Source organism: Marvinbryantia formatexigens DSM 14469 (genome assembly GCF_025148285.1).
Taxonomy (GTDB): domain Bacteria; phylum Bacillota; class Clostridia; order Lachnospirales; family Lachnospiraceae; genus Marvinbryantia; species Marvinbryantia formatexigens.
Genome location: NZ_CP102268.1, coordinates 3374054 through 3391480, shown reverse-complemented (window position 1 = coordinate 3391480; position 17427 = coordinate 3374054). Strand labels below are relative to the sequence as shown.

The 17427-nt window shown below is 54.8% G+C and carries 13 protein-coding genes; 2 read left to right on the top strand and 11 right to left on the bottom strand.

The window, feature by feature from the left end; all coding sequences use genetic code 11:
• Positions 1 to 36: 36 nt before the first annotated feature.
• Positions 37 to 1644, bottom strand: coding sequence for a putative DNA modification/repair radical SAM protein (locus NQ534_RS15720; RefSeq protein ID WP_006862721.1), 1608 nt, complete (start codon positions 1642 to 1644; stop codon positions 37 to 39).
• Between the two features lie 363 nt (positions 1645 to 2007).
• Here NQ534_RS15720 and aspS point away from each other — a divergent pair, with 363 nt between their 5' ends.
• Complete coding sequence (aspS, locus tag NQ534_RS15715) at positions 2008 to 3777, top strand: aspartate--tRNA ligase (protein ID WP_040783945.1); 1770 nt, start codon at positions 2008 to 2010, stop codon at positions 3775 to 3777.
• 84 nt (positions 3778 to 3861) lie between these two features.
• Here the strand turns inward: aspS and NQ534_RS15710 are convergent, their stop codons facing one another.
• The 5 genes from NQ534_RS15710 to NQ534_RS15690 form a co-directional block, all read right to left on the bottom strand.
• Positions 3862 to 5094, bottom strand: a complete 1233-nt coding sequence (locus tag NQ534_RS15710) for a Gfo/Idh/MocA family protein (RefSeq protein ID WP_006862719.1) — start codon at positions 5092 to 5094, stop codon at positions 3862 to 3864.
• Positions 5091 to 6044 carry an NAD-dependent epimerase/dehydratase family protein gene (locus NQ534_RS15705; RefSeq protein ID WP_006862718.1) on the bottom strand — a complete coding sequence of 318 codons (954 nt, stop codon included), beginning with the start codon at positions 6042 to 6044 and terminating at the stop codon, positions 5091 to 5093. Before NQ534_RS15705 ends, NQ534_RS15710 begins: the two co-directional genes overlap by 4 nt.
• 19 nt (positions 6045 to 6063) lie before the next feature.
• On the bottom strand, positions 6064 to 6510 hold the full coding sequence (locus NQ534_RS15700) for a YwiB family protein (RefSeq protein WP_006862717.1): 447 nt from the start codon (positions 6508 to 6510) through the stop codon (positions 6064 to 6066).
• Positions 6511 to 7338: a glutamate racemase gene (gene murI, locus NQ534_RS15695; protein ID WP_006862716.1), complete on the bottom strand. Its 828-nt coding sequence runs from the start codon at positions 7336 to 7338 to the stop codon at positions 6511 to 6513.
• Positions 7339 to 7597: 259 nt separating this feature from the next.
• Entirely contained in the window at positions 7598 to 8242 is a 645-nt protein-coding gene (locus NQ534_RS15690) for a YigZ family protein (RefSeq protein WP_006862715.1), read from the bottom strand.
• Positions 8243 to 8465: 223 nt separating this feature from the next.
• Here NQ534_RS15690 and NQ534_RS15685 point away from each other — a divergent pair, with 223 nt between their 5' ends.
• A complete protein-coding gene (locus NQ534_RS15685; protein WP_006862713.1) occupies positions 8466 to 11294 on the top strand; it encodes a transglycosylase domain-containing protein in 2829 nt (942 codons plus the stop codon).
• 87 nt (positions 11295 to 11381) lie between these two features.
• On the opposite strand, the gene NQ534_RS15680 is transcribed toward NQ534_RS15685, so the two are convergent.
• From NQ534_RS15680 to NQ534_RS15660, 5 genes are all read right to left on the bottom strand, one after another.
• Positions 11382 to 12314: an ROK family glucokinase gene (locus NQ534_RS15680; protein WP_006862712.1), complete on the bottom strand. Its 933-nt coding sequence runs from the start codon at positions 12312 to 12314 to the stop codon at positions 11382 to 11384.
• Positions 12315 to 12365: 51 nt separating this feature from the next.
• Entirely contained in the window at positions 12366 to 13301 is a 936-nt protein-coding gene (gene hprK, locus NQ534_RS15675) for an HPr(Ser) kinase/phosphatase (protein WP_040783870.1), read from the bottom strand.
• Between the two features lie 138 nt (positions 13302 to 13439).
• Positions 13440 to 15278 (bottom strand): excinuclease ABC subunit UvrC, encoded by a 1839-nt coding sequence (uvrC, locus tag NQ534_RS15670; RefSeq protein WP_006862710.1) that lies wholly within the window; start codon positions 15276 to 15278, stop codon positions 13440 to 13442.
• A 35-nt stretch (positions 15279 to 15313) separates the two neighbouring features.
• Positions 15314 to 16330, bottom strand: a complete 1017-nt coding sequence (galE, locus tag NQ534_RS15665) for a UDP-glucose 4-epimerase GalE (protein ID WP_006862709.1) — start codon at positions 16328 to 16330, stop codon at positions 15314 to 15316.
• A 141-nt stretch (positions 16331 to 16471) separates the two neighbouring features.
• On the bottom strand, positions 16472 to 17392 hold the full coding sequence (locus NQ534_RS15660) for a nucleotidyltransferase family protein (protein ID WP_006862708.1): 921 nt from the start codon (positions 17390 to 17392) through the stop codon (positions 16472 to 16474).
• Positions 17393 to 17427 lie beyond the last annotated feature (35 nt).

Below are 17427 nucleotides of genomic sequence, written 5' to 3'. Positions count from 1 at the left end.
TTTCCCGCAGACGCTCCCGCCGTCTGTGCATGTAATTTATACCTGCATCTGAAAATCATCGAACAGTGACATCTGCCGGAAGCTCTGCTCATTCTGATGCATAATCTGCCAGTTTTCTTTCTGATTTGCGCCCACGAGCTGGCGCGTGATGTACTGCTCCTCTATCGGCGTTCTGTACATCATTTTTCCGGAGCAGGTGATGAAATAATGCGCTCTCTTCAGCACCACCCCGATACGCTTCAGATGCTGGAAATCGAGTGCCCCGTGTCTGCGCGCCTGCACGATCCGCATTGCAGATTTTGGCCCCACGCCCGGAACACGCAGAATCATATCGTAAGGAGCGCGGTTGATCTCCACCGGAAACAATTCCAGATGGCGGAGCGCCCAGTCGCATTTCGGGTCGAGCTGCTCATTAAAATTGGGGCGTTCTATCGTGAGAAGCTCATCCGCCTGGAACCCGTAAAAGCGCAGCAGCCAGTCCGCCTGGTACAGACGGTGCTCCCGCAGCAGCGGCGCAGGCGTGCCTGGCGCCGGCAGCGCGCTGTCCTCATTGAGCGGAACATAGGCGGAAAAAAACACACGCTTCAGATCGTAGGTCTGGTACAGATGCTGCGTCGTTTTCAGCAGATGGTAATCTGTCTCCGGCGTCGCGCCGATAATCATCTGCGTGCTCTGACCTGCCGGCGCAAAGGGACGCTTCCAGTCCATTTTGCGCAGCCTGCCCGGCAGAGCAAAATCTCCGGAGGCGCCAGGCTTCTCCGGCATGACGATCTGCCGCGCGTCATCCCTCTGTACGGACGTTCCCGCACCCATAACAGTCGCCGACCCGCCGGACGTTCCCGCACCCGTAGCAGATGCCGCCCCGTCGGACATTCCCGCACCCGTGGCAGATGACGCCCCGCCGGAGTTTCCTCTCTCCGCGTCGGACGCCTGCTGCTCAAGCTGCGCCGTCCGGAAAATACTGTTCGACAGGTAGCGGTTGCCTCCGCTGCGCTCCATCTGCGCGCTCTTTCCAATCGCAAGCCGGTGCCCGGCAATGGTATCCGTCATCATGCGCATCGGTTTTAGTATCGCCCGGTGGCTTTTGTTGGGCGCCAGCTTTTTCAGCCCCTCGCCCGTCGGCAGCTCCAGATTGACGCTCATGCGGTCCGCCAGATAGCCTGCCGCCGCCAGCAGCTCCTCCGGCGCTCCCGGAATCGCTTTCACATGAATATACCCGTTGAACTTATATTCCGTGCGCAGCAGATAGAGCGTCTGGCAGATCTGCTCCATCGTGTACGTCGGATTTTTCCAGATTCCAGAGCTTAAGAACAATCCTTCTATATAATTCCGTTTATAAAATTCCGTCGTCAGCTGGCAGACTTCCTGCGGTGTGAATGCGGTGCGCACAACATCGTTCGATACACGGTTGATGCAGTATTTGCAATCATACACGCAGTGATTCGTCAGCAGAATCTTTAAAAGCGAAATACAGCGTCCATCCGATGCAAAGCTGTGGCAGATGCCACAGGAGACAGAATTTCCCAGAAAGCCCTCCTTTCCCTTCCGGTCCACCCCGCTGGAGGTGCAGGCGACATCATACTTTGCCGCGTCCGCCAGAATATGCAGTTTTTCTTTCAGCGATATATCCGATACAATTTCCATGATGCGTCTCCTTTTTCCAAATGCTTTCTATAAATCTCAAAAAATATCCACTGGACATTTTTGTCGTATACATGGCATCAAAAAGAACATAAGTTCTGCTTCTATTATAGAACTTATGTTCGATAAACGCAAGTATTTTTTATCAATTCGTACATAATCCCCGAAAAGCTTTAACCAAATGGACATACAGGTACAATGGGAATTGCCGCATGCGGCAAGGGAGGACAGCCTGGACCGTGTCCGCCTGGCTCGTTGTCCGCGAGAATAAATTTCTGCCCAAACATTGACTTCCTTCCCGCCAGATAGTATAATGAACAGCGAAATTTAGCGTGGAAAACATGCAGGAAAAGGATGGTTAAAGATATGCAGGGAAGAACACATACCTGCGGCGCACTCCGCCTCGGCGATGTCGGCGCACAGGTGAAAATTGTCGGCTGGTTTGACAATCTCAGAAAAGTAAGCAAAAATCTGGGATTTTTAATTTTGAGAGACTATTACGGCGTTACACAGGTCGTTATTGAAACGGAAGAAATGATGAATATCGTGGACGGAATCAACTACGAATCCACGATTTCCGTCTGCGGCACGGTGCGCGAGCGCTCCAGCAAAAACGCGGCGCTCCCGACCGGTGAGATTGAAGTGGTTCCGGAAAAAATCGAGCTGCTCGGCAAATGCCGCTACAATGAGCTGCCGTTCCAGATTGCCCGCTCCAAAGAGGCGGACGAAAATACCCGTCTGAAATACCGCTATCTGGATCTGCGCAATCCGGCGGTGAAGGATAAAATTACACTGAGAAGCAAAATCGTCGCTGATTTGCGCGCGAGTATGATAGCACACGATTTTCTGGAGATTACCACCCCGATTCTCACCTGCTCTTCTCCGGAGGGCGCGCGGGATTATCTGGTACCGTCCAGAAATCATCCCGGCAAATTTTACGCGCTGCCGCAGGCTCCGCAGCAGTTTAAACAGCTTCTGATGGCGTCCGGCTTCGACCGTTATTTCCAGATCGCGCCGTGCTTCCGCGATGAGGACGCGCGTGCGGACCGCTCTCCGGGTGAGTTTTATCAGCTTGATATGGAAATGGCGTTCGCCGACCAGGAGGATGTGTTTGCAATCCTGGAGGATGTGCTGCCGCCCATCTTTGCAAAATACGGCGTTTACCATACCGCGTCCGCCGCTCCCTTTAAGCGTATCTCCTACCTGGAGGCGATGGAGCAGTACGGCACGGACAAGCCGGATCTGCGGATTGATCTGCTGGTGCAGGATGCGACCGCCTGCATGGCGGACTGCGGCTTCGGACCATTCGCCGGTCAGACCGTAAAGGCTGTCGTTGTCTCCGGCTTTGAGGGTACGCGCAAGGTCATCGACAAGCTGTGCGCTGACGTCGAGGTACAGAGCGGAAATAAAGCTTACTGGTTTAAAGTGGATGCTAACGGCGATTTTGCCGGCGGTATCTCCAAATTCCTGCAGGAGCGCAAAGCACAGGTGACAGAGGCTCTCGGCTTAAAACCGGGCGATTTCATCGGACTGTCCGCCGGCAAAAAGAGTGCAGCACAGAAAACCGCCGGCGTTCTGCGCAAAATGCTCGGCGCAGCCTGCCCCGCCCACATGAAGACCGACCGCTACGAATTCTGCTGGATCGTGGATTTCCCGATGTACGAGATCGGCGAGGAATCCGGCGAACTGGAATTCTGCCACAACCCGTTCTCCATGCCGCAGGGCGGTATGAAAGCGCTGGAAGAGCAGGAGCCGCTGGAGATTCTTGCTTACCAGTACGACCTCGTCTGCAACGGCGTGGAGCTCTCCTCCGGCGCTGTGCGTAACCACGACCCGGAAATCATGGTAAAGGCGTTCAATCTTGTGGGACTTGGCGAGGATGACGTAAAGGCAAAATTCCCGGCCATGTACAACGCTTTCTGCTACGGTGCTCCGCCCCATGCCGGAATCGCACCGGGCGTGGACCGTATGGTCATGCTGATTGCGGGCGAGGAAAGCATCCGCGAGATTATTCCGTTCCCGATGAACAAAAATGCCCAGGATGTTATGATGGGCGCTCCGGCAACGGTAGAGCCGAAGCAGCTTGAGGATGTGCACATCCGCATAGAAATGCCGAAAAAAGAAGAAAATGCCTGAAAAATGTGTATAAAAGAATAACTGTGGTTTCGGGGCAGCCCCCTGAAGCTATAATGCCGGCAGGATGAACCTGCCGGCACTTTTTTACAGTGTTTTCTCTTTTAATCTCATCAGCCGTCCGTCCCGGCTGTAAAAACCGGACTGTATTCCTGACGGTAATTTTACCGCCGTCCCCGTCACCGCCGATTCGTACAGCGCCGTCACAACCTCGATGGCATCTCTTCCATCCTCTCCGGTGACGCCGCAGCGCTCCCATATCTTCTGCACCGTCGCCACCCCGGCGGCGTCTCTTCCATCCGCTTTGGTGACACCGCAGCGCTCCCATATCTTCTGTGCCGTCGCCACCCCGGCGGCGTCTCTTCCATCCGCTTTGGTGACGCCGCAGGTCTTCCCGCTCTCCAGCGCACTCAGTACCGCGTCTATCTGCCCTGCAAAGCCGGAAAAGGGCGGCTCCTCCATGCTCTGGTATTCCCGTATCAGACGGTCTTTCAGTTCCCTGTTCTCCTCCGGAAATCCCGTTTCATTCTCCCTGCTGCATTCCACGGAAAACGGCGCGGATAAAGCCGCCTCCGTTCCCTGCAGCACGATGGACTGCTTCTCCCCGTGGGATACCAGCGACACTTCCAGCGTAATCACCGCCCCGGAGGGATATCTTAAAATCGCCGCCGCCATGTCCTCCACCTCCGAGCCGGGATGTGCCAGATTTTTCATGACCGCGTACACCTCGCAGGGCTTTCCGAGTATCCAGTCCAGCAGATCAATCTGATGGATCGCATGGTTTAAGAGGCAGCCTCCGCCCTCCGTTTCCCAGTTTCCTCTCCAGGCAGGCGCATAATAGGCATTTCCTCGGTACCAGCAGGATCTCACCTCCCCGGATAAAACAGGGCCAGCCACCCCGCTCTCCACCATTCTTTTCAGAAACAGATTCTCCTTCCGGTAGCGGTTCTGCGAGATAACGCCAAGATAGCAGCCCGCTCTTTTCTGCTCTGTAAGCATCCGGTCGCATTCCTCCAGAGACGGCGCCATCGGCTTCTCCAGCAGCACATGCTTTCCCGCCCGCATACATTCCACCGCCACGCCGGCGTGCAGATATGGCGGCAGGCAGATGCTCACCAGCTGTACCTCCGGATTTTTCAATAGCTCCCGGTAGTCCGCGTATATCTCCGCCTCCAGATGAAAAGCCTTCTTTTTCTCCAGCGCCTTCTCCAGCTTCCGGTCATACAGCGCCGCAATGCGGCAGCACCCGTCAAACTGCCGGTAAGCCCGGATGTGGCTCTCTGAAATGGAACCCATTCCGATAATTCCAACACCCGTCATATCATTTCCCTCTGCCGCCAGTACCGGTACTGCGCCCGCAGTCCTTCCTCCACCGTCGTGGACGGAAGCGTGACCCCGGCGCGGGCAAGCTTTGTCAGATCGTAAGCCCGGTGGCAGAGATGCCCGTAATATTCCGGATGGCTCTCCACAAACCCGGTAAGCGGTATTTCTTCAATTTCTGTTTCCACGCCCATAATCCGGGCGAGAATCTCATAGTACGTCCTGTTTTCTATGATTTCCGGTCCTCCGACACAGAAAATCTCCTGGAAGGTGCGCTCCTTTTCCACACAGTCCAGCATGACACCGGCAAGGTCCTCCACATAAATGGGATGGATGAGATAACAGCCTCCGCCCACCAGGGAAAGCTTTCCCTTTTTCATTGTCTCCGGCAAATCCGCCTGCCTGCTCTGCATCGGAAAGCAGCCGGACAGAAAGCCCGGACCAAATATATGCCCCGGACGGAAAATCGTGATTTGCATTCCCCTCTGCCCGTCCGTCCTCTGCTGTGCAAAATAGCTTTCAAAAACCTTTTCCATGCGGCGCTTGTCCATCGCATACGACGGGATTTCTATCCTGGCGGGTCTGTCCCCCACAAAGATGCCCTCCTCGGTCTGGAGCACCTTTTTATATTCCGACGCGTACACCGAATCCGTGGATATCACCACAAGACGCTGTGTCCGCTGCCCCAGGATCCCGATATCCTGCCGGGCATGCGCTTCATTCATGCAGATGCAGTCAAACACCACATCCCAGTGTACCCCCGCATCCAGAATACAGCGCTCAAAAGCCGCCTCATCATTTCTGTCCGCTGTCAGCCGGTGATATGCGCCCTCTGTCTTTCTCCTGCCCCGTGTCAGAATCCAGACCTCCTCATAGCAGGCTTCTGCCATCTTCGCCAGCATGCCGCTCAGTCCCCCGCTGCCGCCTAAAATCAATGCTCTTTTCATCATAGCCGTCCCGCCGTTCTCTTCAGCTTAACCGGAAGCTTCCGCCGTCCTTTGACTGGATGCTCATGTTAATGGTGCAGTCCGCCAGATGCTCATAATTGACATCCAGCGCATAATTTACGGTCACATCAATATTCTTCTCATCGTTTTTCACCGCAATGTTTGTCGCGGCGATCCCCACCATCAGATTCCCGAACGGTGTCTCGTAATATGTGACATTCTTCTTATCCTTCTCAAACACCATATGGACATTTGTCAGCCCGCGCTTCGATACCTCCATGCCGTCCTCGCCCACCTTAATCAGATTGCGTGTGGTACCTTCCATGCCTTCCATCACTTCTTCGTAGCTGATATAATGCTTCCCGTTTTTGTGGAGGTATTTTCCATTTGTGACTATCTCCACCTCGTCCTGGTCATTCATTTCGAGCATCTGCATTCCCCGGATACTCACCAAAACATCTTCTGTCATCTAATACTCCTCAATATTAATTTTCTGTACATTCTCAATATTAACCGGCAGAATAGAGTTTGCAAAGCCAATCAGACTCTCCGGCGCATCGCTCACATAGAAGCGGTGCGGATTTTCTCCCTCCGCCAGCGGCTCCGTATTCTGCAGTCCTTCCTGTATCAGCAGCGTGCGCAGACTGCACGCCGTCTCGTAAGCCGGATTTACCAGCGTCACACCCTCTCCCATGATTTTTCCAATCATGGAGCGCAGCAGCGGATAATGCGTACAGCCGAGAATCAGCGTGTCAATATCCTGCTCCTGCAGCCCGGCAAGATAACGTCTCGCGACCTCCTCCGTCACTGTGTCCTTCATCATGCCCTCTTCCACCAGCGGCACAAACAGCGGGCACGCCTTTCCAATGACCTCGGCGTCCGGTTTAATCTGCCGGATGAGCTCCGTATACAGCCCGCTGGCAATCGTTCCCTTCGTGCCGATAACGCCGATGCGGTTATTTTTTGTCGCCGCGCACGCCACCTTCGCTCCCGGTCTGACCACGCCGATAATCGGGACCGGCAGCTCGTGACGGATTTCCTCCAGCGCAAAGGCGCTCGCCGTATTACACGCCACCACGATCGCCTTTACATCCTGCGTCAGCAGGAAGCGTACAATCTGCCTGGAGTAGCGCAGAATCGTCTCTTTTGATTTACTTCCATATGGCACACGCGCCGTATCTCCGAAATACACAATCCGCTCCTCCGGTATATTGCGCATTACCTCGCGTGTGACTGTCAGACCGCCTACGCCGGAATCAAAAATCCCGACCGGTCTTTCCCTTTCTCTGACTCCCATAAATAATCCCCTTGTTTTTCATATCATGAGTTGCCCGGCAAACGAATCCTGGCATACACAGAAGAACACGCCGACATGCTTTTTTGCCCGCCTGTCCTCCGGTTCATTACATTATAGCTCTATCCGCAGTAAATGACAAGCGAAACCTCTCACTGCAACAGGTATCTGAAGCGCTACGTTACTGTTCAGGTCAGGACTTTGCATTCACTGCGACGCGCAGCTAGTCCTGTGGGCAAAGTCCGTAAGAAAGTGATACGCCTCAGAAAAGCACCGGCTCCTTCCCCGCAAAGGCAAAGTACACATTCTGCTCCTCGCGGCAGACCGCCTTTCCGTTTGTCGCCTCCGTAACCGCATCTATCAGCTCTGCCGCCTGCTCCCGGCGCACCAGCACCGTAGTCTCCACCGCCTCGGCGTAAACCGAATCCACCACTGGAATGCCCCGCTGCCCCAGCAGATACTGCAGCTTTCCAATACTGTTGTAGTCGGTGCCGATCGTCAGCCTGCTTCCCTTTATCTTCTCGATGACCTCACTCTCTGCAAGCCCCGCCTGCACCGCCTTCGAGTAGGCGCGCACCAGTCCGCCCGTGCCCAGCAGCGTTCCGCCGAAATACCGCGTCACCACCACCGCCGCATCGTGGATGTCCGCACCCAGCAGCACCTCCAGCATCGGTCTGCCCGCCGTTCCCTGCGGCTCTCCGTCGTCGCTGCAGCGCTGCAGCTCCTGACGCTCTCCCACCACAAACGCCGAGCAGTTGTGCGTGGCATTCCAGTATTTCTTCTTTAATCCGTTGATAAACTCCAGCGCCTCCTCCTCGGAATGCACCGGCTGCACCGTCGCGATAAAGCGGGATTTCTTCTCCGTTATCTCGCCCTCTCCGCCTCTGTAAACAATATTATATGCCATATTTTTCTCCTTGTCAGGTTGCCTGTTTTATTTAGTATAGCATTTATTTTCAATTTCTGCTATACTATGGATAACTGTTTGCAAAACCGGGCAGAATTTGTGGTAACAGTCCGGCCATCCGGCGTCATGCGGCGGCTTTAATCCGCACAGGAATCCGTCTTCTGACAGGCAGGTGAGCCGGACGCCGGAATATGCCTTCACTCAAAAGAAAGGATTGCTGCACATGAAATATGGCAGATACGATATTGAAAAAAAACAGCGGAATATGACGGCGGAAAAGGTGGAGCAGAAAGCAGGCATGACGCTTCTGCGCATCTTTCTCATCGCTCTGTTCGCGCTGGTCATTGCCGGCGTATGCGCTGGCTACGGGGCAATGCAGGGGCTTCTGCAGAGCGCACCGGATATTTCCTCGCTCAGCACCGCCCCGGAGGAAATGGCTACTTATATTTATAATGCCAACGGTGAAGCCGTCCAGAAACTGACGGCGCCCACCTCAAACCGCACGCCGGTCTCGCTCGACCAGGTGCCGGAGCATCTGCAGAACGCGATAGTCGCCGTGGAGGATGAGCGCTTTTATGAGCACAACGGCATCGATATCCGCGGTATTCTCCGCGCCTTTGTGGTGGGTATCACCGGCGGCAGCTTCTCGGAGGGCGCCAGCACCATCACGCAGCAGCTTCTGAAAAACAGCGTATTTCCGGACTGGGTAAACGAATCCTCCCTTGCGGAGAGCTTCAAGCGGAAATTCCAGGAGCAGTATCTGGCGCTGGAGCTGGAAAAGAATCTGGAAGAGACCATGACGAAGGAGGAAGCAAAGAAAAAAATCCTCGAAGATTATCTGAACACCATCAATCTCGGCGCGGGCGCATACGGCGTGCAGGCTGCCGCCCACCGCTATTTTAATAAGGATGTCTCAGAGCTTACGCTCTCGGAATCCACGGTCATTGCCGGTATCACGCAGAACCCGACCGGCTACAATCCGATCGTCTACCCGGAGGCAAACGCCGCCCGCCGCGAAAAGATTCTGAATGCCATGCTGGAGCAGGGCTACATCACTCAGGCGGAGCGTGATGAGGCGCTCGCCGACGATGTTTATTCGCGCATCCAGGAGACCGACCTTCAGACCGGCACGACAGAGATTTATTCCTACTACACCGACGCGCTGATTGCGCAGGTGCTGGAGGACCTTGTCGACGACGCCGGTTATACGGACAGCCAGGCGTACAACGCGCTCTATTCCGGCGGTCTGCGCATTTTCAGCGTGCAGGATGAAGCTATCCAGCAGATCTGCGACGAGGAATTTGCCAACGAAGCGAATTATCCTGTCGAGACGCTGATCGGGCTGGACTACGCCCTCAGCCTCCAGAAGGCGGACGGCACCACGGTCAACTACGGCAGCTCCGATGTGCAGGATTATTTTGAAGCGCAGGACGCTTCCTTCAATATGATGTTTTACGATGAAGACACCGCCCGCTCCTATGCGGCTCAGTTTAAGGAAGCGATGACCGCTGAGGGCGATGCTTTGCTTGGCGAGCGCATTTCCCTCGTTCCGCAGCCGCAGGCTTCCGTCGTGGTGATCGAGCAGTCGACCGGTTACGTAAAAGCAATCGTCGGCGGCAGAGGCGAAAAGGAAGCCAGCCTTACGCTGAACCGCGCCACCTCCACGAGACGGCAGCCCGGTTCCACCTTCAAGCCGCTTGCCTCCTACGCCCCGGCAATCGACAGCAGCGGCAAAACGCTTGCCACCGTTTACGACAACGAGCCCTACGCCTATTCCTCCGGCACGGAACTGCGCAACTGGGACAGCGATTACGGCTACAGCGGTCTGGAGACCATCCATTTCGCGCTGGTAAAATCGATAAATGTGGTCGCCGTAAAGTGTCTGACGGAAATCACGCCCCAGGTCGGCATGGATTACCTGGAGCGCTTCGGCATCACAACGCTTTATAATAATGATCTGGACGAGAACGGAAATCTGCTCTCCGACGCCTACCAGCCGCTTGCGCTCGGAGGCATCACGGACGGCGTGGTAAATCTGGAGCTGACAGGCGCTTACGCTGCTCTGGCGAACGGCGGCAGCTACATCGAACCGAAATTTTACTCCCGCATCGAGGACAGCCAGGGAAATGTGATTCTGGACAACACCAGCGAACCGACGCGTGTGGTAAAGGATACCACGGCTTTTCTCATCACCAAAGCGCTGGAGGACGTCATCAAAAATCCGGAGGGCACCGCTTACGGCGACATCACCCTCGGCGATATGCCTGTGGCAGGAAAAACCGGCACCACCGACGAGTCAAAGGATATCTGGTTTGAGGGCTACACGCCCTACTACACCTGCGGCGTATGGGGCGGCTACGATAACAACGACGCGCTACCCGATTATGACAGAAGCTTCAGCGGCTACGCAAAAACGCTCTGGAACGCGATTATGAGCCGCATTCACGCAGAGCTTCCCGCCGTCTCCTTTACGCAGCCGGAGAACATCACGACGGCGACGGTCTGCAAAAAATCCGGTAAGCTCGCCGTGGAAGGGCTGTGCACCGCGGACCAGCGCGGCAGCCAGGTTTACACGGAATATTTCACCACTGATACGGTTCCGACCGAAACCTGCGATGTCCATGTTGCGGTTTCCGTCTGCACGGAAACGGGGCTGCGTGCCTCGGAGACCTGCTCTTCCACCACGAAAGTATTCGTCCAGCGCCCGGAAGGAAGCACCGGCACCACGGACGATTCCAGCTACGCGCCGCCCACCCAGATATGTCCGGGACACAAGGATGCGATAGAAATTCTTACGGAAAAAGAATCCGAATCGGAAACAGAAAAGAAAGACGGCAATGCCGCCGGTGGAAATAACTCCGGCGGAAACACCGGCGGTAACGGCGGCGGAAATACAGACGGCGTCATCGAAATCGGCGGCTCCGGAAATAACGGCGGCAGCTCCGGTTCCGGAAATGGCGGCGCTGCGCAGCCGGATGCCGGAGGCGGTACTTCCTTTGATGACATTCCGGCGGACGATTATTACGACGACGGGGTAATCACCATTTATTAGCCTGCCGCCATACTGCCAGAAAAGGCGCCTCCCGCAGGGGAAGCGCCTTTTCTGTCGCAGCTTTGCCAGGCTGGACTGTTATGATTTTTATAATACGAGCTTTGCCGCTCCATAGATGCCGGCGTCGTTTCCGAGCTCCGCGAGCGCAAACGGCGTTTCTTTACATGCCATGAAAGCGTACTGCTTATAATATTTCTGGATGAATTCCAGCAGAATAGGACCGGCTTTGGAAACACCGCCGCCGATTACAAAAATATCCGGGTCTGTGATGCCCGCGACGTTTGCAAGCGCGGTGCCGAGATAATGTCCAAACTCCTCCGCGATTTCGACTGCCACCGCATCGCCCTCTTTGACGGCGTCAAACACGGACTTTGCAGAAAGATTTCTCCTGCGCAGTACGGACGGCGCATCATCCTTTTCCAGACGGCGTTTCGCCAGGAAGGTGATGCCGGTTGCCGATGCCACCTGCTCCAGACAGCCGCAGTTTCCGCAGTTACAATTTACGTCAAGGGAATCGGTGACGTGGATATGTCCAATCTCGCCGCCCGCTCCGTGCGTACCGGTGACGATCTGTCCGTTGTTGATGATTCCGCCGCCCACGCCGGTGCCGAGCGTAACCAGAACCACATTGTGATATCCGGCGCCGCCGCCCTTCCACATTTCGCCGAGCGCAGCGACATTGGCGTCATTTCCCGCCTTGACATTCAGTCCGGTAAGGCGCTCCATCTGGTCCACCAGATGCACATAGCCCCAGTGCAGATTTACCGCAGCCGGCACCTCGCCCTCCTCGTTTACCGGTCCCGGAACGCCCAGTCCGATACCGGCGATCTCATCGCGGTCCAGATTTTTCTCGCGGATTTTATCGGAAATGGTGTCCGCCACATCCGGCAGGATATTACAGCCGTTGTTTTCCGTCCGCGTCTTAATCTCCCATTTATCGAGCACGGTTCCCTTTACATCAAACAGACCGCACTTTACGGTGGTTCCGCCCACATCGATTCCAAAGCAATACTTCTTCATGTCCCATCCTCCACTTTTCCGGCAAATTTTTCGCCAGTCTCTTTCCTTTTGTTATAATTCCCGCTTTCTCGTCAAGTTCTGCTGCACGCGGTTGTACAGCTCCTGCGCCGCATTGTAGCCCATCTTTTTCTGACGGTGGTTGACGGCTGCCGCTTCCACGATAATCGCAAGATTTCTGCCCGGACGGATGGGAAGCGAATGGCATACCACACGGTTTCCGAGAAATTCCGTGTACTCCTCCTCCAGTCCAAGGCGGTCGTAATCCTTATCCTTGTCCCATTCCTCCAGCTTGATGACGATATCAATGGTCTGCGTATTTTTCACCGCCTCCACGCCGTACAAGGTCTTTACATTAATGATACCGATACCGCGCAGCTCGATAAAGTGGCGCGTGATATCCGGCGCGCTTCCCACCAGGCTGACGTCGCTTACCTTGCGGATTTCCACGACATCGTCAGAAATCAGACGGTGTCCCCGCCGGATAAGCTCCAGCGCCGCTTCGCTCTTGCCGATGCCGCTCTCGCCCATGATCAGAACGCCCTCGCCGTATACATCCACCAGAACACCGTGAATGGAAATACACGGCGCAAGCTCCACATTCAGCCACCGCTGCAGCTCTGCGGAAAACGCTGAGGTCTCCTTATCCGTTATAAAGACCGGAACACCATACTGGACCGCCAGCCGCAGAAGCTCCTCCTCCGGCTTCGTCCTGGTCGTATAAATAATGCAGGGGCTCTTGTAAGAAACAAAGCGCTCGTAAACCGGCAGCTTTTCCTCCAGGGGAAGCCCCATCAGATAGGTGTACTCCACATATCCGACAATCTGCACGCGCTCTGAAGTAAAATGCTCAAAATAACCCGCAAGCTGCAGCGCCGCACGGTTGATGTCGGGCACTGTGATGCGAATCTGGCTCAGATCTACCTCCGGCGTCACATTCTTCAGGTTCATCTTTTCTACCATACTGGTCAGTGATACACTGCTTGCCATGTTCTTTCTCCTTAACTTAACCTTCGTGCCTGCTGACGCAGGCTCCACTAGACATTATGCTATAAAAAGTATAGCACACAGCGCCGGGAACTTCAACGGCAGAAAACCGCTGCCCCGAAAAAAAATATGTCACAATTATCAGTGGAAGAAGTCGTATACCTTCTGCGCCGCCTGCCGGTTCATGGTTTCCGTGGAGGCGAGCTCCTCCACGGAGGCGTCGCGTATCGCCTCCAGCGATTTAAAACGGCGCAGCAGCGCCTTGCGTCTCGTCTCACCGATGCCCTCAATGTCGTCCAGCACAGAATGCACCTGCTGCTTGCTGCGAAGCGAGCGGTGATATTCAATAGCAAAGCGGTGCGCCTCGTCCTGGATGCGCGTGATCAGCCGGAAGCCCTCGGAGCTGCGGTCGATGGGGACTTCCTCGTTCTGGTAGTACAGACCGCGTGTGCGGTGATTGTCATCTTTTACCATGCCGCAGACCGGGATATCCAGATGCAGCTCATCCAGCACGCGCAGCGCCACGTTTACCTGCCCCTTGCCGCCATCCATCATAATCAGATCCGGAAAACGACTGAAGCTGCCGAACTGCGCGTTCTCCTCCCGCTCCGCCAGACCGTGCGCAAACCGCCGTCCGAGCACTTCCTCCATGCTGGCGTAGTCGTCCGGTCCCTTCACGGTCTTAATTTTGAATTTGCGGTAATCGCTTGTCTTCGGTCTGCCCTTTTCATAGACGATCATGGAGCCTACCGATTCGAAGCCGCTGATATTGGAAATATCAAACGCCTCAACGCGCACCACGTTCTCCAGTCCCAGCAGAGAGGCAATCTCCTTCATGGCGCCGATGGTTCTGCCTTCCTCCCGCTTGATTTTCTCCCTGTCCTGCGTCAGTACCATGCGTGCGTTCTGCGCCGCCAGCTCCACCAGCTTTTCCTTGGTTCCCTTTTTCGGCACGCGCAGATATACTCTGCCGCCGCGCCGCTTTGTGAGCCACTCCTCGATGATTTCTTTATCCTCGATTTCCTCCTGCAGCATAATCTCATGCGGTATAAAGGGTGTGCCGGAGTAAAACTGCTTCAGGAAGCTGTCCAGAATCGCGCCCGGCGTATCGTGCGGTGCGACGCGCAGATAGAAATGGTCCCGCCCTATCAATCGTCCGGAGCGCACAAAGAACACCTGGACCACGGCGTCCCGGTCGTCGGCAGCAAGAGCGATGACATCCTTATCCTCCCCGTCGCCGGAGGTGATCTTCTGCTTCTGCGCGACCTGCTTCACGCTGGCGAGCAGCTCCCGCTGCTCAATCGCCGCCTCAAAATCCAGCCGTTCCGCCGCCTCATTCATGCGCTCCTCCAGCATCTTCAGCACCGGCTTATAATTTCCGTTCAGAAATTCCACCGCCTGCGCCACCCGCTTTGCGTATTCCTCCTGGCTTACATAGCCCTGGCAGGGCGCCTGGCACTGTTTGATATGATAATTCAGGCACGGGCGCTCCTTCCCGGTATCCCGCGGCAGAACGCGGCTGCAGGTGCGCAGCTTATAGAGCTTGTTAATCAGCTCGATAGTATCCTTGACGGCGCCCGCGCTGGTGTAGGGACCGAAATAGCGGGACTTGTCCTTTTTCATGGTACGCGAAAAAAGCACCCGCGGAAACGGCTCATTCACCGTTACCTTAATAAACGGATACGTCTTATCATCCTTCAGCATGGTGTTGTATTTCGGGCGGTGCTCCTTTATCAGATTGCACTCCAGCACCAGCGCCTCCAGCTCGGAGTCGGTGACAATATACTCAAAACGGCTGATTTTTGTCACCATCTGTTCTATTTTCACACCCTTGTTGCGGCTGCTCTGAAAATACTGCCGCACCCGGTTTTTAAGGCTGACTGCCTTCCCGACGTAGATGATGGCATCTTTTTCGTCGTGCATAATATAAACTCCCGGCTTAGCCGGGAGTTTTTTTAATTCCTCCTGGATATCAAACATAACTGCCCCTTACCCTGCAGTATGCACAGCACAGCTTAATCGGCATAACCGTTCGGATTTTTGCTCTGCCATCTCCAGCTATCTGCGCACATTTCCTCGATTCCTTTTTCCGCTACCCAGCCAAGCTCGTTTTTCGCCTTTGTCGGGTCTGCATAGCAGGTCGCGATATCGCCTGCGCGGCGCGGCTTGATTACATACGGAAGCTCTTTTCCGCACGCCTTTTCAAATGCATGCAGCACATCCAGCACACTGTAGCCCTTGCCGGTGCCCAGATTGTAGATGCTGACGCCTTCCTTCTTTTTCAGCTTCTCAATCGCCTTCACATGTCCCTTTGCCAGGTCCACTACATGAATGTAGTCGCGCACACCGGTACCATCCGGCGTATCATAATCGTTTCCGAACACACCGAGCGCCTGCAGCTTGCCGACCGCCACCTGTGCGATATACGGCACCAGATTGTTCGGAATACCTTTCGGGTCCTCGCCGATCAGACCGCTCTCGTGCGCGCCGATCGGGTTAAAGTAGCGCAGAAGCACCACGTTCCACTCCGGGTCCGCCACATTCAGGTCTGTCAGCACCTGCTCCAGCATTCCCTTTGTCTGACCATACGGATTAGTAATCTTACCCTTCGGGCACTCCTCCGTGATCGGAACAAACGCCGGGTCTCCGTAAACCGTAGCCGAGGAGCTGAATACAATGTCCTTTACGCCGTGGTTTCTCATCACATCGCAGAGGTTGAAGGTGCCTGTCATGTTATTGTGATAATATTCCAGCGGCTTCGCAACCGATTCACCCACCGCCTTTAAACCTGCAAAATGAATAACCGATTCGATATCCTCTTTGTCAAATACTTCCGCCAGAGCTTCCTTGTCCAGCAGGTCCACCTTATAAAATTTCACTTTTTTCCCGGTAATCTGCTCAACGCGCTCCAGCGCTTTTTCGCTGGCGTTATAAAGATTATCTACTACAACAACCTCATAACCCTCATTCAGCAGTTCTACACATGTGTGGCTCCCGATATAACCGGCTCCGCCCGTTACTAAAATAGCCATTCGAATCTTCCTCCCTGTTTATCTTTTTGCAGTTTTCTCTGATTCTTTTCCTGCAAAAATAAGTATATACCATTTTACAGGAAAATGGTATATACTTTTCTATTTTCTTTATGAACTTTTTTTAACAGTCGTAAACGGGTTTTACTCCCACAGTTTCTCCGGGTACAGCCCCGCCGCCTTTAAATCGCGCAGCGCCTGCACGACCACCGGCTTGTCCTCCTTGTAGGTAACACCGTACCAGCGGTCCTTTGTCTCCAGCACCTGCACGGATGCCTTGCCCGCCTTGATCAGGTCGTCCACGGCAAACGGCAGGAAGTATTCGCATTTAAGCGGATTTACCGGCAGATTCTCCTCCAGGAAGCGCGGGAAACCGTTTTTCAGCTCCTGCAGTATACTGCGGCTGAAGCCCCACAGGTTCATGGAAACAATGCTGCCCGCCAGAATCATGTGCCAGGTCTTTCCCTCGTCCTCGGTATACGCCGTCCCGTCACCGTGACGCTCTATGCGCGTGCGCTCATGAATATCAGTCAGAAAACCCTTCTCATCCGTCACACAGATGCCGCGCGCAACATGACCGTTCTCTGTGAGGGTGTTTTCCAGAATATAGCCCACCATCGCATAGCGGTATTTTTCATCGTCCTCATGCGTCGTCAGATAATCATACATCATGCGATAGGCATTTGCTCCATAGTAATCATCCGCATTGATAACCGCAAACGGTCCGTCGATACAGTCGATAGCGGAAAGCACCGCCTGACCGGTTCCAAACGGCTTCACACGACCCTCCGGCACCGAAAAGCCCTCCGGCAGGTCATTCAGACGCTGGTAAGCATACGCCACCTCCACCTGCTTCTCCATGCGGTCCCCGATGCAGGCTTTAAAATCCGCCTCGTTCTCCTCTTTGATGATGAATACCACCTTTTCAAAGCCGGCGCGGACTGCGTCATAAATGGAAAAATCCATAATGATGTGCCCCTGCTCATCGACCGGGTCGATCTGTTTGAGTCCGCCATAGCGGCTCCCCATTCCTGCTGCCATAATTACCAGTGCTGGCTTGTTCATAATATCCTCCTTCCGGCGAAAGCCGCACTCTGCGC